Here is a 17,513-nt window from a genome sequence, read left to right as displayed (position 1 = left end):
CATGCCGCGTCGCTTGATCCTCTCGGCCACGGAGCGGGACACCCTGCTTGCGTTGCCAGAAAGCCAGGATGACATGATCCGCTACTACACCTTCAACGACTCCGACCTGTCGCTGATCCGCCAGCGGCGCGGCGACGCCAACCGCCTAGGCTTCGCGGTGCAGCTCAGCCTGCTGCGCTACCCCGGCTATGCGTTGGGCACCGACAGCGAGCCGCCCGAGCCGGTCATCCTGTGGGTGGCCAAGCAGGTTCAGGCCGACCCGGCGAGTTGGGCGAAGTACGGCGAACGCGACGTGACCCGCCGCGAGCACGCCCATGAACTGCGCACCTACCTGCAACTGGCCCCGTTTGGCCTGTCCGACTTCCGCAACCTCGTGCGCGAGCTGACCGAGTTGGCCCAGCAGACCGACAAGGGCTTGCTGCTGGCCAGCCAGGCTCTGGAGAGCCTGCGGCAGAAGCGGCGCATCCTGCCGGCGCTGAGCGTAATTGATCGGGCCTGCTCGGAGGCCATTGCGCGGGCTAATCGGCGGGTCTACCGCGCCCTGGTCGAACCACTCACGGACTCGCACCGTGCCAAGCTGGACGAACTGCTGAAGCTCAAGGCCGGCAGCAGCATCACCTGGTTGACCTGGCTGCGCCAGGCACCGCTGAAACCCAACTCTCGGCACATGCTTAAGCACATCGAGCGGCTGAAGACATTTCAGCTGGTGGACTTGCCCGAAGGGCTGGGCCGGCACATCCACCAGAACCGCCTGCTCAAGCTGGCCCGCGAAGGGGGGCAGATGACGCCCAAAGACCTTGGCAAGTTCGAGCCGCAGCGGCGCTACGCGACCCTGGCCGCCGTAGTGCTGGAGAGCACCGCGACTGTGATTGATGAGTTGGTCGATCTGCACGACCGCATCCTGGTCAAGCTGTTCAGCGGCGCGAAGCACAAGCATCAGCAGCAGTTCCAGAAGCAGGGCAAGGCGATCAATGACAAGGTGCGCCTGTACTCGAAGATCGGCCAGGCTCTGCTGGAGGCAAAGGAAAACGGCAGCGATCCGTACGCCGCCATCGAGGCGGTGATTCCCTGGGACGAATTCACCGAGAGCGTCAGCGAGGCCGAGCTGCTGGCCCGGCCGGAGGGCTTCGACCACCTACACCTGGTCGGCGAGAACTTCGCCACCCTGCGCCGTTACACGCCGGCCCTGCTGGAGGTGCTGGAACTGCGCGCTGCACCGGCCGCGCAAGGCGTGCTGGCGGCCGTGCAGACCCTGCGCGAGATGAACGCCGACAACCTGCGCAAGGTGCCGGCGGATGCCCCTACCGCCTTCATCAAGCCGCGCTGGAAGCCGCTGGTGATCACCCCGGAAGGCCACGACCGACGCTTCTACGAAATCTGCGCGCTGTCCGAGCTGAAGAACGCCCTGCGCTCCGGTGACATCTGGGTCAAGGGTTCACGGCAGTTCCGCGACTTCGACGACTACCTGCTGCCGGCAGAGAAGTTCGCCGCGCTCAAGCGGGAACAGGCCCTGCCCCTGGCGATCAACCCGAACAGCGACCAGTACCTGGAAGAGCGCTTACAGCTGCTGGACGAGCAGTTGGCCACCGTAACCCGGCTGGCCAAGGACAACGAGCTGCCCGATGCCATCCTCACCGAGTCCGGGCTGAAGATCACCCCGCTGGATTCTGCGGTGCCCAATACCGCGCAGGCGCTGATCGACCAGACCAGTCAGCTGTTGCCGCGCATCAAGATCACCGAACTGCTGATGGATGTGGACGACTGGACGGGTTTCAGCCGCCACTTCACCCACCTGAAGGACGGTGCCGAGGCCAAAGACAGGACATTGCTGCTGTCAGCAATCCTGGGCGATGCGATTAACCTCGGGCTGACCAAGATGGCCGAGTCGAGCCCCGGCCTGACCTACGCCAAGCTGTCCTGGCTGCAAGCCTGGCACATCCGCGACGAAACCTATTCGGCGGCCCTGGCCGAGCTGGTCAACCACCAGTACCGCCATGCCTTCGCCGCCCACTGGGGCGACGGCACCACCTCATCCTCCGATGGCCAGCGCTTCCGGGCGGGCGGCCGGGGCGAAAGCACCGGGCACGTCAACCCGAAGTACGGCAGCGAGCCGGGGCGACTGTTCTACACCCATATCTCCGACCAGTACGCACCGTTCAGCACCCGCGTGGTGAATGTCGGCGTGCGTGACTCCACCTATGTGCTCGACGGCCTGCTGTACCACGAGTCCGACTTGCGGATCGAGGAGCACTACACCGACACGGCCGGTTTCACCGATCACGTCTTCGCCCTGATGCACCTGCTGGGCTTCCGCTTCGCACCGCGCATCCGCGACCTCGGCGAAACCAAGCTGTATGTGCCGAATAGCGTCCAGGACTACCCGACATTGCGCCCAATGGTTGGTGGCACCCTGAACATCAAGCACGTCCGCGCCCATTGGGACGACATCCTGCGCCTCGCCAGCTCGATCAAGCAGGGCACCGTCACTGCCTCGCTGATGCTGCGAAAGCTCGGCAGCTATCCACGCCAGAATGGCCTTGCCGTGGCCCTGCGCGAGCTGGGCCGGATCGAACGCACCCTGTTCATCCTCGACTGGCTGCAAAGCGTCGAACTGCGCCGCCGCGTGCATGCTGGACTGAACAAGGGTGAAGCGCGCAACTCCCTGGCCAGGGCGGTGTTCTTTAACCGCCTCGGCGAGATCAGGGATCGGAGCTTCGAGCAGCAGCGCTACCGGGCCAGCGGCCTGAACCTGGTGACGGCCGCCATTGTGTTGTGGAACACGGTGTACCTGGAGCGCGCCACTCAGGGGTTGGTCGAGGTCGGCAAGCCGGTGAACGGTGAGTTGCTGCAATACCTGTCGCCGCTGGGCTGGGAACACATCAACCTGACCGGCGATTACGTCTGGCGGCAGAGCCGCAGGCTGGAGGACGGGAAGTTCAGGCCGCTACGGTTGCCCGGAAAACCTTAGCGTACGATTTTTTCCGAATTCTGCGGGCTCCCCTATATGACTTAACTCATTCACGGGTGGAAGCCCTAACACATATATGTATTAGGCTTCTGAACCCATGCCGGTCTAACGACCGGTGCGCTGCAACCCCGGCCAGCTGACAAAGCGCATGACTCAGGAAATCGCCCTGCAGTTGCCCACCGTCCAGGCGATAAAACTGCCTGGCCCGTGGACAACTGCATCGCTCGCTCTGGCCCTTGTTGGGGCCCGCTCGCTGGTCGATTTTGCACGTGGCCGGAGTTGCAACGCAGAAGCGCCTTCGGCGACCAAGGGCTGCACCCTTGGAACCGCACGCCGGCTTCGCCAAGCCCCACGCGGCCAAAGGTTCATGGCTCAAACCTTCGCTTGGCCACCCGGTCATCATAATCGTCGCGGTATCGAATCCTTATTTCGTGCATGGCCGAGACCAGGGATTGAACCATCGGTTCAAGCGCGGCCTCCAGTTCATCCAGGGTCTCTTGGGTGACCTTGGATTTGTTGGCAGCGGTTCGGCCAGGCGTACCAAACATCTCAAGAGCGACGCGAAGGTCCACCCCCCTGCCGATCAGCTTGGCACACAGGTTTTCAGCCAGGGTCGGGGTTATGTCCAAGCCCGTGTTCTGTCGTTCTGCAAGCAAGTAAGAGAACACCAGGTCGCGCTTGCAGCGCTTATGGGCTGCACCCAACTCAGCACCACAGTGGCTGGCCATGGCGCGAAGGCTGCCCTCACGTGTTTCGAGGTAACGCTTATATCCATCGAGGCGGTCAGCGTACGCCGAGCGAACATCGCTTTCGTACAGCTGCAGCAATTTTTCGCGGCTTGGTATGTACATGGGGCACCGGCAGTGAATGGCCTAACACATATATATTTTAGGTCCAACAGATCGGAATAGCACACAGCCCAATCGACATCCTAAGGCATATATGTGTTAGGGCCTACTCACTCAAAATCGCCTGGCCGGCAGCGGCCAGCCTGGCCCACCTGATGCCCTCCGGTTGTCAGGCAGCCCCGGCTGGCTCAGCTTCGGGCGGTATCTCCACCAGTTCCCCCGCCTCCACGAATCGAACCTCGCAATCCACACACTCAAGGCGACCGCTCAAACCAGGTTTCCCCCACACGTTCAGCTTACAGCTGGGGCACGTGTACTTGCGCTTGTTCTTTGGATCCTCCACCGGGGTAGCCGGCTGAATCAAGCCAGCTACTGTCAGCGCTGTAATGTCGATTGTTGGATCCTCGGGCTGCGGCACTGGCTCGCCGCCTGGCCCGTACAGCTGCGTTGCAGACATTGGCACCCGTTGGGTGATGACGTCGATCCAGGAAATCATCGCCCCGGTGGCCAGAAGTTCGTCACACGCAACATCGAAAGGGCCGCCCTCTATGATGTAGTGCGTCATCTGCTGGCCACACCGCCGCCCGCCAGGCTCCCCTGTGTGCGATGGCATCAGGCCAATGGACTCCATCTTGTTGGCCCACTCTTTGTTGTGGTACCCGTTGCGCGACTTCTTACCGAAGTGATCCTGCCACTGGTGGGCCTGCTCATGCACAAGCGTGGACAGCGTTTTCTTGATGCTACGGTGCGCGAAGTAAGCGCAGTTCAGCGCGATCTCATCGCTCTTGCCTGAGCCGTTCCGGCGCAGGAAGCGTGACGGCGAGTAGTAGCCGAATGTGTTGGCCTTGCGTTGCAACGTGAAAATGCAGCCGGGAAGCTGGCCACCATAAAGCTTGTCATTGAAAAAGTCGTACGCGCCTTCGATTTCGTCATACAGCAGCTGGCTTGGGGTTGCGGACATGCGGCCTCCATTTCTCGCACGCGAGAACCCCCCTTGCTGATCACTCGGCGGGGGGGAATGAACGATACAGCCATTGTAACCTGTATCGTACGATACAGGTTACACCTCAAAAAAAGGGGGCAAGCCCCCTCATCGTCCTACGAAGTACCCAGCTCCAAAGGCGGCGAACACGATGGCGGCGCCAAGCGCCGCACCGACCAGCAGAAGCAGAGCCGAGTACCCAAGCGCCCGGCGCTCGGCCTGAGCAGTCACCAGGCTGGCCGCACTCCGGTTGATCTCATTCCCGATCCTCGCCGCTGCTTCGCGCCCGGCCTGGACCAGTGCGTTGCGCTGTTCTTCCATCATGGATTCGAAGTTCAGCTGCGCCTGCAGCAGGACTTTGCCTGCTGCATCGCGTACGGCCTCGGACGTTTTAGCCGCCAGGTCAGCGTCGACCTGTTCCAGCCGGCGCACGATGGCGTCGAAGTCCTCCATCATTTGCGCGACCATCGCTTCGCGGGCCGTGGTCGGGTCCTTGGCCATCGATCACTTCCCCTTGCCGAACAGCGAGGCATAAACCTGGTCAAGGTTGCGCGATGCCGACTTGGCCAGGCGCTGCGCGGAGATCATGCGCAGTGCCTGGTCTTTCTCGGTTTCGTCCTTCGCGTCGCGCAGCTGTGCGCGATAGTCTTTGGTATCTTCCAGCACCTGCGTGACGTTCATTTTCAAAGGGCGCAGGCGCTCGAAGATTTCATTCGCATACACCACCGCATCGCGCTTGAGCGTGAATTTCTTCTCGACTTCATGGAAGCCAAACAGCGCCGCGAACGTCTGCGGGATATCGTCGGCGTCATCGATCTGAACCTTGTTGAAGACGACCAGGATTTTTTTCGCAGGCACGCCCAGGGCGGCGAGCGTCTTGATGGTGTTGATGGTGTCGACCTGCTGCTTTTTCTCCGGTACAGCCGGCACCACGAAGTAATCGATATCTTCGTGGGATCCGTCGTACTGGCCCATGAACTTGAAGAAGTCTTCGACGTTGGACGCGCCAACGTCGACCACGACCTTTTCCTCGGTCAGCAGAACCTCAGACAGTTCGCCAAACTGCTTGCCTTTGAGGCGTTCGATCTCGGCGGCGGTATCGGACGCACCGGCGTTGATCGTTTCAATGGCAAACCGCAGGCCTCCGATCCGTGGCCAGAGCAAGTTATCGGAAAGAGTGGTTTTACCGGAGTTACCGGTGAAATTCACAGTGACGGTTCTCATGTGCGTTTCCTTCTGCTGCGCGCTGCGCTCTCATATCGATCCAAGTCCGAGGCGTTTTGATCGTCCCCGGGATTCATGAGCCTGCTCAACTCTGCCGGCCCCACATGGGACCGTTCATCCGCGTCATGGCTCGGGTCTGTATCGTACGATACACCTCCTTCTATTGGCGGCTCGTTCTGCCGCACTGGTTCTTTTGTAGTGAGCGGTGCCGGTGCTGGGCTTGCCACGTTCGGGCTGTTCCCGCGCTGGGCTTTGCGATACCGATACAGGTAGCTCTTGAGCGTGTCCATGCTCACCTCGATGCCTTGAGCCTTGAGCACATCCAGAATCGCCTGGCGCCTCACGCCAGCCTTCAATTGCTTCTCGATCACTGGCATGACCTGGCGTATTTTCGCTGCCTTGGTCACTGGCTCTACCGCCATCAGTGCTGCCTCAATATCCTTGCCTGCCATTTTGCACCCTACCTGCACCTACATTGCATTTACCCTGCATCCTACTCACCCCCTACCAGTAGTCAAGCTAAACCCCTTCTGCACTCAATCTACAGCCATACTGCACCCATATTGCCTACCCCTTGTCCTCCGCTCGCTACGGCCTTCGGCCTAGGCCCTAAAAACGCCCTTAACAAGAGCATCAACTTCGACCCTTAACAGGGTCAAAGTCTCAATACACAACACGCACCTCCCTTGCGGGAGGTGGAAGCCGCGCTGTGCCTGAGCTTGCGGAGTATTGCCTTCTTTTATGATGTGATACGCTTGTAATACAAAGTAGCTGTTTAGACCTTTGGAATCAAGCATTACGTGTAATACATTTGCATTACAAGCAATCTGCGTTACCTTGGGTCATGCGAGACACCATTTTTCCAGGGGAATTTGAGGGAACAACGTGGGCAAAACAGTACCCATCCGCTTCAACTCGGAGCAGCTGGCCAGGGTCGAAGAAGCTGCCGCGCTGGCAGGCTACAAGCACCTGTCGAGCTATATCCGCGACCGGGTTTTAGCCCCGGACAAAGGGGGCAGGCAGGTAGATATGGACAGTTGGGCCGAGCAGCAGCGCTTGCTTGGCTTGCTTGAAAACATCACCCAGGAACAAGCCAGGAGCAGAACCATTCAAGCCATCACGGTCTATCTGCTGCAGCAAGGGACAACGAAGGGGACGATCAACAAGCTGCGTGCAGACCTGCAGCAGTTGATCAGCAGCGAGGATGCGCTTGCGACTCTGTTACCCGACCTGGCCGAGGACATTGAGCGTCTATCAGGAGAGGACTGATGCACAAACAAGAGGTTGATTCAGCCGCCATGACGGCGGGCTTTGGTTTACCGATCGCTGGCTGGTTGGCCGGCACACAATTGGCCCAGCTGCCGCTGGCTCCTTTCCCGGCAGCATTCAAAGAGACTCTGCACAACGGTTGGCAGGAACCGATGGTGCTGGGCATGACCATCGCTGCGTCCGTCGCGGCTGCTGGGCTCTGTTACTACCTGTACGAGTATTGCGACGACGGGTTCCGAGGTGAACGTTTCCAGCAATGGCTGCGTGGCTCGCGGATCCGCAACTGGCATTTCGTGGAGCGAAAAGTAAGTGCCCGTAATGCCAAGACTAACCGTGAACGCCGCAAAAAAGGGCAGGAAAAGGCCGAGCCAATCATGATCGGCAAGCTGCCGATGCCTCTGCACTTGGAAGACCGCAACACCATGATCTGTGCATCCATCGGCGCCGGTAAGTCCGTGACGATGGAAGGCATGATCGCCTCGGCACTCCGGCGCAACGACCGCATGGCAGTGGTCGACCCGAACGGTACGTTTTACTCGAAATTCAGTTTCAAAGGCGATTACATCCTCAATCCATTTGACGCTCGCTCCGCAGGATGGACGATCTTCAACGAGATCCGTGGCGTCCACGATTTCAACAGGATGGCCAAGTCGATTATTCCGCCACAGGTGGACCCCAGCGATGAGCAGTGGTGTGCGTACGCAAGGGACGTGCTGTCCGACACCATGCGCAAGCTGATGGAGACAGGCAACGCCAACCAGGACACGCTGGTGAACCTGCTGGTTCGTGAAGACGGCGACACTATCCGTGCATTCCTGGCCAACACCGACTCCGAAGGCTACTTCCGCGACAACGCGGAAAAGGCCATCGCCAGCATCCAGTTCATGATGAACAAGTACATCCGACCCCTGCGCTACATGGGCAAAGGCGATTTTTCCATCTATCGCTGGGTGAACGATCCCGACGCCGGCAACCTGTTTATCACTTGGCGGGAAGACATGCGCGACACCATGCGCCCACTGGTGGCCACCTGGATCGACACCATCTGCGCAACCATCCTCAGCTCTGAACCGATGACAGGTAAGCGTCTCTGGCTGTTCCTCGATGAACTGCAGTCGCTGGGCAAGTTGGAAAGCTTTGTGCCTGCAGCGACCAAGGGGCGGAAACACGGCCTGCGCATGGTCGGCAGCCTGCAGGACTGGTCGCAGCTCAACGCCAGCTATGGCCGCGACGATGCCGAAACCCTGCTTTCGTGCTTCCGTAACTACGTCATCCTGGCAGCGGCAAACGCCAAGAACGCCGATATGGCCAAGGAGATCTTGGGCAACCATGAGGTCAAGCGCTTCCGTAAGTCGTGGACCGCAGGGCGCATGACGCGGGCCGAGGAAATCAAGCTTGAACCGGTCGTGATGGATTCGGAGATCTCGAACCTCAATGACCTGGAAGCCTACGTCAAGTTTGCCGAGGACTTCCCCATCACCAAGATCAAAACGCCTTACGTCGATTACAAGGAACGGGCGCCGGCAATCGTCATTGGCCAAGCTGCTTGACGGGGTAAACGATGTTCAACGTGACGCTCATCAAAGGTGACAACCAGTACGCGGCGGCGGGGTACTTCTCCAATGCCGATGACTACTACGCCAAGGAGGCTCCGGGCGAGTGGCAAGGTATCGGTGCCGAGCTGCTAGGCCTGGAAGGTGCCATCGACCAGAAGGAGCTGGCCCGCCTTTTCGACGGCAAGCTGCCCAACGGCGAACGGATGGCCAAGACCTTTGACAAGGAAACAGGCACACGGCGTATGGGCCTGGACCTCACGTTCTCCGCGCCGAAGTCTGTTTCCATGCAGGCGCTGATCGCCGGGGACAAGGATGTGATGGCCGCGCATGACCGCGCCGTTACCAAGAGCATGGAGGAAGTCGAGCGCCTGGCTCAAACACGCTTGAAGGTGAACGGGAAAACCATGCTTGAGCGCTCCGGCAATCTAGTCATCGGGAAGTTTCGTCATGAAATGAGCCGGGCCAAGGATCCGCAGATGCACACGCATGCCGTGGTCATGAACATGACCAGGCGCTCCGATGGCAAATGGCGAGCCTTGCGCAACGACGATATCTACAAGATCCAGCCGCAGGTCGATGCCATGTATAAGGGCATTTTGGCCCAGGAGCTGCGTGCGCTGGGGTATGAGATCCGCGTCTTGGACAACCAGGGCAACTTCGAACTGGCTCACATATCGCGAGATCAGATTGAGGCCTTTTCCAGCCGGTCAAAGGTCATCGAGGACGCGCTGGCCAAGGACGGAAAAACCCGTGCCGACGCCACGCCGCTCGAAAAACAGATCATTGCGATGGCCACCCGGCCCCGCAAGGACGAACGCGACCGACACCTGGTCAAAGAATACTGGGTCACCAAAGCCCGCGAATTGGGCATTGATTTTGGCGCTCGCAGCCATCTGGATAACCGCGAGTATGCGCCGCGCAATGGTGGCCCTGCTGAATACAGCCTGCCGCAAGGCATTACACCTGGCCAGGCCGTCGTTCAGTACGCCATCAACCATTTAACCGAACGTGAGCAGGTCGTGGGAGAAAACGACCTGCGCACCGTCGCCTTGCGCCGTGCTGTCGGCCTAGCGACACCGGATCAGGTCAACGACGAAATCAGGCGCCTGGTCAAACAGGGGACGCTGATCGAGTCGCCGCCAACCTATCGCATGCCCAACGGTGATCTCGACTCGCCGGTACTATCCCCTGCAGGGTGGCGTGCGCACCTGCAGGAACTGAAAGGCTGGAGCGAGAAAGAAGCGCGCCAGTATGTCGACAAGGCCATCAAGCGCGGCTCTTTGGAACCCGCTGAAAAGCGCTATACCACCCAAAAGGCGTTGAAGCGCGAGAAAGCCATCCTGGCAATCGAGAGAACGGGGCGTGGCCAGGTCACACCGCTGATGACCAAAGAGCAGGTGGCCAAGGCGCTGGAAGGCTCCACGCTGTCCCCTGGCCAATTCCAGGCCGTTGAAGTAATCGTCAGCACCAACAACCGGTTTGTAGGTATCCAAGGTGATGCCGGTACCGGGAAAACCTATTCCGTGGACCGGGCCGTCAAACTGATCGATTCGGTAAACGCCGCGATGGCCACCAACAATCCCCAGGACATTACTGGCTATCGCGTGGTAGCCCTGGCCCCCTACGGTAACCAGGTGACAGCGCTAAAAAATGAGGGCTTGGATGCGCATACGCTGGCCAGCTTCTTCCACACCAAAAACAAGGGCCTGGATGCCAAGACCATCGTCATTCTCGATGAGGCCGGCGTGGTCGGCGCACGACAGATGGAACGGCTCATGCGCGAGATCGAGCAATCTGGTGCCCGCCTGATCCAGCTGGGCGACACCAAGCAAACCGAGGCTATCGAAGCGGGCAAGCCGTTTGCGCAACTGCAGCAAAGCGGCATGCAGACGGCGCGCATCAAAGAGATCCAGCGGCAGAAGGATCCCGAACTGAAACGGGCTGTGCAGCACGCGGCCGAGGGCCAGCCCACCAAGTCGCTCGAACACCTGAAACACGTTGAGGAATTGCGCACGGCCAGCGACCGCCATCAAGCCATTGTGCGTGACTACATGGCGCTCACTCCCGACCAGCGCAAGGAAGTGCTGATCGTTGCCGGCACCAACAAGGACCGGAAAGAGATCAACACGATGGCCCGGCAGGCCCTCGGGCTGTTCGGGAAGGGCAAGGAATTTGAGACGCTGAACCGGGTGGACTCGACCGATGCAGAGCGTCGGTACGCGCCCAGCTACAAGCAAGGCATGATCATTCAGCCAGAGAAAGACTATAAGCGCGCCGGCCTGGTCAGAGGCGAGTTGTACGTGGTCGACCAGGCGCTGCCTGGCAACGTGCTGGTGGTCAAGGACCGCAGCGGTAACCGCTTTGAATTCAACCCGCGACAGGCCACCAAGCTCAGCGTGTACAAGCTGGAAAAGCCGGAGCTCGCCGTCGGCGATCTCATCCGAATCAACCGGCAAGACCCCAAGCTCGATCTCACCAACGGCGACCGTATGCGCGTTGTCAGCATCGAAGGTGGGGTGGTGCAGTTGGCGTCACTCAAGGAGGTCAATGGTCAGCCGGAGCGGACTGTCAGCCTGCCGACCAACAAGCCACTGCATCTAGAGCACGCCTATTCGGCAACGGTGCACAGCGCTCAGGGCTTGACCAATGATCGAGTCATGATCTCGCTGAACACCAAAAGCCGCACGACTTCGCAGAACCTATGGTACGTGGCGATCAGTCGTGCGAGGCATGAGGCCAGGGTCTACGCAGACTCCATCAAAGGTCTGCCGGCAGCCATCGCCAAGCGCTACGACAAGACCACGGCGTTGTCATTGCAGCAGGAACGCGAGCGACAACGGCGCGATTCGATCCAGCCGCGGACTGTTTCAGACGGGCGCGCTCTGGAGCGCAAGCAGCGTACCGGACTGGATGGCCCTAGCAGCGGAAACGCTAGGATCTGATCAATCAACCCCGCGCTCAGCGGGGTTTTTCTTAGGCGTATCTGATCGTGAACCTCGGGATAAAAAAAGGAGCCTACAGGCTCCTTTGATTTTTTCACTCTCACGGCTCTAGGTTAGAAACCCTTGCCCCCGAACCCTTTGGGTTGATGAGAGGGTGTCTTCCGTTCGTGCTGCAGCTGGCGTTCCTGCACGATGCCTACCCCTGCAAACGGGTATCGAATAGAAAGATCCTTGCCCTGATGCAACAGGCCGGCCTTGGCGCTGCTTAAAGCAGAGCGTTCGTGTGCAACATGCAAAGTTTTCTGGCCGTCTATGACTGCCTGAATCACCAGGTTATCCCGCATGGCCACGATCTTGCCTTCATAGGTTTGGCCGCGTTCGGCATTTTTCAGCCCCGGCATATCCATCGGTTTTGCTACGGCTAGAGCTTCTGCAGGCTTACCCGAAGCAACGCCAGATTGCTCAGCCTTGCGCAGCTCCAGCGCCTCTTTAAACGAGGCTTTGAAGTCTGCCGCGCCTGGCATGTTGTCGAACGGCAGATCCTTGTAATACTGCGTGCCCTCCTTGCCCACCTGCGCGAACACACGAGCGGCTTGCCCGCCCTGCTGCACGGTCATCACTGATTTATCGGAAAGCTCCGCCTTGAACCAGGCTGCGCCCGCCTGCTTTGCGTCGGTGAACGTCTCCGGCTCCCTACCCTTTTGGAACAGCTGGTAAGTGGTGGTCTGATCAGTTTGCTTGTCCATGTGCATGTGCCTCTCAGTAACTTGGTTTGAATGCTTGGCCCTTCTCCCACCGGCTCTGCCAGTGGGCTAGGTACTGTTCAGCGAGTTCCGCATCGTTCCAGACAACCAGAGCGTTCTCACTATTGTTCCTGGCAGCTGCAGCGGTGTAGTTGTAGCTACCGGTTTCGACGGCCTTGCCATCGATTACCATGAACTTGTCGTGGTGGATGGCGTAAGTCTTGACGGTACGAGTTGGGATTGCAGCGCGGGCAAGCAGGGTCAGCGCGTGATTGCCCGCACGGGCAGCGCCGCCTTGCAGGTTGCCTTGGTGATCCGCCACCACGGCTACATCGACACCGCGTTGCTTGGCGGCGATCAGGGCTTTTGTCACTTCGGGGCTGGTCAGCATGTAAGCCGAAAGACGGATCGAGCTTTTCGCCGCGCCAATGGTGCGCAGCACCAGATCTTGAGCTGACCCCTCCGGGGAAAAGCCGACTTCGATACGGCGCGCGCCCTCGATTTCGACCGGAGCGGCGGAGGTTTCCGGCTGTCGAGCCGGAGCCTGGTTCGCCAACGACAGAGGGGAAGCCATGGCAATTGCCATGGCCAATGCTACGGCTGAGAACTTAGAAGCCACGTTGCACGCTCCCCCACTTGTCATTCGCCGACTTAGCGCTGCTCTGGTCTTCAACGCACTGCGCCACAAAATCGCCACGGGCCTCAGCAGTCCGCGAGGGGCTGAACTTGCCGTGCTTGGTACGGATGATGCTGAAATACTTAGTGACGTACTTGTTGCAGTCTCCATCACGGGTCATGCCCAGCAGGCACAGAGTGGCACCACAGGCATCGGAATCGCTTTTGGAGCCGTAGCTGTAGTCAGTCGGCGGCTGCGGCAGGTCGGACGCATGTGACACGCCGGCGAAGGTCAGTGCGGCGAATACAGTCAAGAAGGCTTTGCGCATAAGAACTCCTTTTCTCGCGTGCGAGAAATCAGTTGATGATCTGGACAAATGACGGGGTCGCCTGCTGCTGGTCCGCAACAGGCTGCGCCTCGGCTTGTTCAAAGTGTTGCGGCGCTGGCTGATCGAAGCGCTTGAATTCCCGTTTCGGAACATCGGCCTCGGCATCGGTATTGAGGTGGACTTGAATCTGCGGCTTGCTGGCCGTCTCAGTCTTGACGGCAGCAACGGCCTGGCCATTGTCGTCAGTGAAGGTCAGCCATGGGCCTTCCTGCTGCTCGGAGGCCCTACGAGCGCGCTGGGGCGCTTTTCGGGCAGAGACGCTGGCTGCAACCACCGCAATCGGCTCAGCGCCTTCCGCACCCTCTACAGCCGGCACAATCGGATCCTCGGCAGTGGGGTTCAGGGCGTTGTGAACCACTTTCTCGACGTACGACATTTCACCCGGCCGATCCGGGCGGAATCCGCGCAGCTCGTTGCCGCTGTAGTACATAGAAAAGGCCTTCAACAATGCCTCTTGCTTGTCGCTGCTGGTGGTAAGCGCCTGCTTGTAATACTCGACCAGCAGATTGCTGATGGCCTGGAGGTTGCGGCATGGCTCGAAAACGTCCTCATAACTCAGGCCACGGGCTCGCATGTTGGTGACCAACAGCTGGCCAAGCCCCATTGCGTAGCGCTTGCCGTCACGCTCCAACTGCTCGGCAGTGGCGATGGCTTCGCTCAAGGACTGCGGTTGCCGCTGCAGGTGGGTGCCGACCACGCCGATTGCGTAAGGGTTGAAGGTCGACTCGTTACCGATCAACGCCTTGAGCGTGGACGGGTGAACGGTCGGCGCGCACTTGGCGGCAAGTTCGGAAAACCGAGTCGGTTGGGCATCCTCGGCATGGACAATGCCAGACGCGCAGACGCTGGCCAGCAGCGCCAGAGTGAACTTAGGCAGCTTTCGCATATTGAACCTCCGTGATGATGCGTCGGCCATCGAAGCCGTATTCCCACTGGATAACGACATCGATCAGATGCCGGGAGAACTCGATCAGCTGGTTTTTGCTCATGTCGGCACCGCCACGCGATGCCATGGATGCCAGGCGGTCGAACATGAGATCCGGCGAGTCGGCGTGGATGGAACTCATCGTGCCGCTGTGGCCGGTGTTCATCAGTTCAAGGAAGGGGAACGCCTCGCCGCCACGCAGCTCGCCCATGATTGCCCGGTCAGGGGTCAGGCGAAGAATCGATTCCAGGTGGTCAAATGGTGTGACACGGGCCTTGCCCTGGCCACCTCGCGAATAGATCAGGTTCACCACGTTTTCGCCGGCTGGGCGCAGTTCGCGGGTGTCCTCGATGGTGATGATCCGCTCGCCATTGCCCTCCACATGCTGCAGCAGCTCGTTGAGGAAAGTGGTTTTGCCGGCGTTGGTACCGGCAGACACCATGATGTTCTTGCGCGCTTTGACGATGCCCTTGAAGAACTCTTTCCAGCGCTTGGCCCTATACAGCTCAACCAGGTGATCATCGCTGTATTGGCCATGGTCACGCGGCTGGTTGATGAAGTCGAAGGCACCGGAAGCCTCATATTGATCGAGGGTAATTTGCTTCCGGCCTGGCTTACGGATGCAGACGATACCGCCGATGTGCTGCTCAACAGCCGGGGCCAGGACGATCTGGACGCGGTAGTCGCCCCGCTCGTTTTCCGGCACGTTGTCGTCCAGATTGATTGGGATACGCCCCGACAGGATTGGCGTGTAGGCGCTTACTTCCTGGTTGGTGTGAGCGGCAATCAGGCTGGCCAGGGACTTGATCAGGGGGAGCGTTACACCTTGAACCGCAACCGGGCGCATGAACCGGCTACTGCGGTAGCCGGCAAATACGTTGTCTGGTCCGTTGATAGCGATCTCCGTCACTTCCGGGTCATCCAGCAGGCCAACCAGGGGACCCAGCTTTTGGCGAAATGATGCAATCTCAGACATAGCCCGTCCTCAGTTGATGAAGGTGACGCCGCCGCGTTCGGCGCGTTCGGCCTGCTTGGTGAAGACCTTGGAGAAGTCCAGGTCGCGCTGCAGGTAGATCACGACACGGGAGCCGTGCGGTACGGTCACTGTCGGCTGGATATTGGCGTAGCGGCCCAGGATGGTCTGGGCGGAATCGGCTGCAGCCTCCTGCACTTCGCTGCGGTAGCGCGACGATGAGTTTTCCTGATCGCCCGACGAAACGCCGGAGTTGGAAGCACCGGCACCGATGATCGATACCGCCGCCGCGACCCCGAAAATTTGAGCCCAGTGATTGTCGACCACACCACCCTGGCCAGCGGTCCCCAGCTGGTCGGTGCCTGCGCTGTTAAGCGGAATTTCCATGGGTGGCAGTCCATCCCTACGAGGGATGCGAACGAAGTTCCAGATGGTGAACAGGCGCTCTTGGCCAGGCATCAAGCTGGCGTTATAGCTACCGCACACCAAGGATCCCCACGGGATCATCACTCGACGGCCTTCGGCGGCATACACATCCTGCGCAATCGACGCGCAGATCTGGCCGGGCAGCTGGCTTTGTGCGCGTGGCTGCAACGTCGCTTCGATGACAGCACCCTGCAGCACTTTGTACTGCAGGTTCTTCATCACACGGGCCTCGGTGAACGGTACGCTGTCGCTGTAGGTCGATGCGGCGAACGCATCGTTGGCGTTCATGTGGCCTTGCGAAGCACGACCACCGCCCAGCAGGGACCCGCTGCCGGCCTGCTGGCCGTCCTCGCCCTGCCCTACGCCTTGCTCAAACCCTTCATCCTTGGCGGTGGCAAAAATGGCCGACCGCTGCCGCGCAGCTAGCATTTTTTGGCGTTCCAGCTCGGCTTGCATTTCCAGCTGCTGGCGGCGGCGTTCTTCATCGCTCATGCCGGCACCTTGTTGCTGCTGCCGGTCAACGACCGAACGCGGCGTGTCAGCCGGCGCGCCTGGCTCGTTGCTCACAGGTGCCACTTTGGCTGCCTCGCGCCGTGGGGGCGGATCCATCACCTTGCGCGGACTGGCCGCGACCAGTTCTTCATTCTTCAAAGTGTCCGGGCTTTCTGCTTCCTCATCGCCGTGGGTGACCATGTAGGCGAAGCCGCACGCAACCACGGCGGCAATGGCAATCGCGATCCCACTGCGCTTGTTGTTCCCTGCCTTGCCCTTGAGCATGGAGTTGGATTCGTTCCACTCGCGCAGTTCTTCGTCGCGGGTCTTTTCTTGAGGTTGGGTCGGATCAGTGGCCATGCTTATGCCCCCCCGCCGTCACGGGCACCACGGGTAACGGTGCGCTTGTAGGGATTGGCCAGGTTCTCGACGCAGATATGGGCATTGCCGCTGCGCACGACGAACATGCTGGCCAGGCGCTTGACGACCCAATACTCACCTTCCCGGTGAGCATCGACCATGGCCTCGGTGCCATCGGGCAGCACGCGGTAGAACTGCGGCAGGTCCGTGCCTTTCTTCATCAAGAACTTGGTGAACTGGCCGTCATCCATTACCGCCTGCAGGCCGATGGCTTCCTTGTCACCCGCATAGCCGTAGTTGATGTTTGGCGATGCCGGCGTGCCCGAGCTGGTGACGGGGGCATTGCCGGCAGGCGTTTCACCTTCGGGGTTATACGAGGTGATGCGTGCGTTCGGGTAGACGAAGCGGACAAGGTACGACTGACCCGACTTGGCCTTGGTGCTGTTCAACTGGAAATAGTAGGTACGCTTGGAGGTGATCACCGTCATGTTAGTGTCGGCGTTATCTTCAACCGGCTTGAGGAACACACGGTTGCGGAAGGGCATGCTCTGCCAGGCGATGGTGTCGCCCAGCGCCACGACCTTGACCATTTCATCGGCTTCGAATTCGATGGAGGTCTGATAGCCGTAAGTCCCAACCAACTCATAAACTTGGTTCGGATCATAGGGCACTTGCTTGACCCGATTATCACTGGAAAGAGCCTTCGGCAACTTTGCCGCATGCGTGCTGAATGCACAGAGTGACAAACTCAAGGCAATAGCGGTCGGCAAAACATACTGTTTTTTCATGATAGTTTCCTTG

16 protein-coding genes are annotated in these 17,513 nt (G+C 59.8%); 4 read left to right on the top strand and 12 right to left on the bottom strand.

Going from position 1 to position 17,513, the window contains the following annotated elements; translation table 11 throughout:
- The first annotated feature begins 1 nt into the window (after position 1).
- Complete coding sequence (locus F7R06_RS29285; protein ID WP_011005944.1) at positions 2–2,968, top strand: Tn3 family transposase; 2,967 nt, start codon at positions 2–4, stop codon at positions 2,966–2,968.
- A 365-nt stretch (positions 2,969–3,333) separates the two neighbouring features.
- On the opposite strand, the gene F7R06_RS29280 is transcribed toward F7R06_RS29285, so the two are convergent.
- The 5 genes from F7R06_RS29280 to F7R06_RS29260 form a co-directional block, all read right to left on the bottom strand.
- Entirely contained in the window at positions 3,334–3,819 is a 486-nt protein-coding gene (locus F7R06_RS29280; RefSeq protein WP_062378595.1) for a hypothetical protein, read from the bottom strand.
- Between the two features lie 166 nt (positions 3,820–3,985).
- Positions 3,986–4,777 carry a SprT-like domain-containing protein gene (locus F7R06_RS29275; RefSeq protein WP_062378597.1) on the bottom strand — a complete coding sequence of 264 codons (792 nt, stop codon included), beginning with the start codon at positions 4,775–4,777 and terminating at the stop codon, positions 3,986–3,988.
- A 129-nt stretch (positions 4,778–4,906) separates the two neighbouring features.
- On the bottom strand, positions 4,907–5,299 hold the full coding sequence (locus tag F7R06_RS29270; RefSeq protein WP_011005948.1) for a hypothetical protein: 393 nt from the start codon (positions 5,297–5,299) through the stop codon (positions 4,907–4,909).
- Between the two features lie 3 nt (positions 5,300–5,302).
- Positions 5,303–6,022 (bottom strand): StbB family protein, encoded by a 720-nt coding sequence (gene stbB, locus F7R06_RS29265; protein WP_011005949.1) that lies wholly within the window; start codon positions 6,020–6,022, stop codon positions 5,303–5,305.
- Positions 6,019–6,474: a hypothetical protein gene (locus F7R06_RS29260; RefSeq protein WP_011005950.1), complete on the bottom strand. Its 456-nt coding sequence runs from the start codon at positions 6,472–6,474 to the stop codon at positions 6,019–6,021. Before F7R06_RS29260 ends, stbB begins: the two co-directional genes overlap by 4 nt.
- A gap of 433 nt (positions 6,475–6,907) precedes the next feature.
- Here F7R06_RS29260 and F7R06_RS29255 point away from each other — a divergent pair, with 433 nt between their 5' ends.
- From F7R06_RS29255 to mobF, 3 genes are read left to right on the top strand one after another with little or no spacing between them, the layout of a single operon-like run.
- The gene (locus F7R06_RS29255; protein ID WP_011005951.1) at positions 6,908–7,291 is read left to right on the top strand and encodes a hypothetical protein; all 384 of its coding nucleotides are present in this window, start codon (positions 6,908–6,910) and stop codon (positions 7,289–7,291) included.
- Positions 7,291–8,841 (top strand): type IV secretion system DNA-binding domain-containing protein, encoded by a 1,551-nt coding sequence (locus F7R06_RS29250; protein WP_011005952.1) that lies wholly within the window; start codon positions 7,291–7,293, stop codon positions 8,839–8,841. Before F7R06_RS29255 ends, F7R06_RS29250 begins: the two co-directional genes overlap by 1 nt.
- A gap of 11 nt (positions 8,842–8,852) precedes the next feature.
- The gene (gene mobF / locus F7R06_RS29245) at positions 8,853–11,789 is read left to right on the top strand and encodes a MobF family relaxase (RefSeq protein WP_011005953.1); all 2,937 of its coding nucleotides are present in this window, start codon (positions 8,853–8,855) and stop codon (positions 11,787–11,789) included.
- Positions 11,790–11,902: 113 nt separating this feature from the next.
- On the opposite strand, the gene F7R06_RS29240 is transcribed toward mobF, so the two are convergent.
- Genes F7R06_RS29240 through F7R06_RS29210 form a run of 7 tightly spaced genes read right to left on the bottom strand, consistent with a single transcriptional unit; the run spans position 11,903 to position 17,500 of the window.
- A complete protein-coding gene (locus tag F7R06_RS29240; RefSeq protein ID WP_011005954.1) occupies positions 11,903–12,535 on the bottom strand; it encodes a KfrB domain-containing protein in 633 nt (210 codons plus the stop codon).
- A gap of 13 nt (positions 12,536–12,548) precedes the next feature.
- Positions 12,549–13,118, bottom strand: coding sequence for a phospholipase D family nuclease (locus F7R06_RS29235; RefSeq protein ID WP_090315695.1), 570 nt, complete (start codon positions 13,116–13,118; stop codon positions 12,549–12,551).
- A gap of 22 nt (positions 13,119–13,140) precedes the next feature.
- Positions 13,141–13,476, bottom strand: coding sequence for a TrbM/KikA/MpfK family conjugal transfer protein (locus tag F7R06_RS29230; protein ID WP_011005956.1), 336 nt, complete (start codon positions 13,474–13,476; stop codon positions 13,141–13,143).
- Between the two features lie 28 nt (positions 13,477–13,504).
- On the bottom strand, positions 13,505–14,422 hold the full coding sequence (locus tag F7R06_RS29225) for a lytic transglycosylase domain-containing protein (RefSeq protein WP_062378601.1): 918 nt from the start codon (positions 14,420–14,422) through the stop codon (positions 13,505–13,507).
- Entirely contained in the window at positions 14,406–15,437 is a 1,032-nt protein-coding gene (gene virB11, locus F7R06_RS29220) for a P-type DNA transfer ATPase VirB11 (RefSeq protein ID WP_011005958.1), read from the bottom strand. Before virB11 ends, F7R06_RS29225 begins: the two co-directional genes overlap by 17 nt.
- Before the next feature lie 9 nt (positions 15,438–15,446).
- Positions 15,447–16,712, bottom strand: coding sequence for a TraB/TrbI/VirB10 family type IV secretion system protein (locus F7R06_RS29215; protein ID WP_011005959.1), 1,266 nt, complete (start codon positions 16,710–16,712; stop codon positions 15,447–15,449).
- 2 nt (positions 16,713–16,714) lie between these two features.
- Entirely contained in the window at positions 16,715–17,500 is a 786-nt protein-coding gene (locus F7R06_RS29210; protein ID WP_011005960.1) for a TrbG/VirB9 family P-type conjugative transfer protein, read from the bottom strand.
- Between the last annotated feature and the right edge of the window lie 13 nt (positions 17,501–17,513).

This window comes from Pseudomonas moorei, from assembly GCF_008801475.1.
In the GTDB taxonomy this organism is placed as follows: domain Bacteria; phylum Pseudomonadota; class Gammaproteobacteria; order Pseudomonadales; family Pseudomonadaceae; genus Aquipseudomonas; species Aquipseudomonas moorei.
Note: the sequence above shows the minus strand (reverse complement) of the source record. Positions and strands in the feature narration are given on the sequence as shown.

Excerpts from the sequence above, each read along its gene's own strand:
- F7R06_RS29285 (WP_011005944.1), top strand. The coding sequence starts at position 2 with ATGCCGCGTCGCTTGATCCTCTCGGCCACGGAGCGGGACACCCTGCTT.
- F7R06_RS29280 (WP_062378595.1), bottom strand. The coding sequence starts at position 3,819 with ATGTACATACCAAGCCGCGAAAAATTGCTGCAGCTGTACGAAAGCGAT.
- F7R06_RS29275 (WP_062378597.1), bottom strand. The coding sequence starts at position 4,777 with ATGTCCGCAACCCCAAGCCAGCTGCTGTATGACGAAATCGAAGGCGCG.
- F7R06_RS29270 (WP_011005948.1), bottom strand. The coding sequence starts at position 5,299 with ATGGCCAAGGACCCGACCACGGCCCGCGAAGCGATGGTCGCGCAAATG.
- stbB (WP_011005949.1), bottom strand. The coding sequence starts at position 6,022 with ATGAGAACCGTCACTGTGAATTTCACCGGTAACTCCGGTAAAACCACT.
- F7R06_RS29260 (WP_011005950.1), bottom strand. The coding sequence starts at position 6,474 with ATGGCAGGCAAGGATATTGAGGCAGCACTGATGGCGGTAGAGCCAGTG.
- F7R06_RS29250 (WP_011005952.1), top strand. The coding sequence starts at position 7,291 with ATGCACAAACAAGAGGTTGATTCAGCCGCCATGACGGCGGGCTTTGGT.
- mobF (WP_011005953.1), top strand. The coding sequence starts at position 8,853 with ATGTTCAACGTGACGCTCATCAAAGGTGACAACCAGTACGCGGCGGCG.
- F7R06_RS29240 (WP_011005954.1), bottom strand. The coding sequence starts at position 12,535 with ATGGACAAGCAAACTGATCAGACCACCACTTACCAGCTGTTCCAAAAG.
- F7R06_RS29235 (WP_090315695.1), bottom strand. The coding sequence starts at position 13,118 with ATGGCAATTGCCATGGCTTCCCCTCTGTCGTTGGCGAACCAGGCTCCG.
- F7R06_RS29230 (WP_011005956.1), bottom strand. The coding sequence starts at position 13,476 with ATGCGCAAAGCCTTCTTGACTGTATTCGCCGCACTGACCTTCGCCGGC.
- F7R06_RS29225 (WP_062378601.1), bottom strand. The coding sequence starts at position 14,422 with ATGCGAAAGCTGCCTAAGTTCACTCTGGCGCTGCTGGCCAGCGTCTGC.
- virB11 (WP_011005958.1), bottom strand. The coding sequence starts at position 15,437 with ATGTCTGAGATTGCATCATTTCGCCAAAAGCTGGGTCCCCTGGTTGGC.
- F7R06_RS29215 (WP_011005959.1), bottom strand. The coding sequence starts at position 16,712 with ATGGCCACTGATCCGACCCAACCTCAAGAAAAGACCCGCGACGAAGAA.
- F7R06_RS29210 (WP_011005960.1), bottom strand. The coding sequence starts at position 17,500 with ATGAAAAAACAGTATGTTTTGCCGACCGCTATTGCCTTGAGTTTGTCA.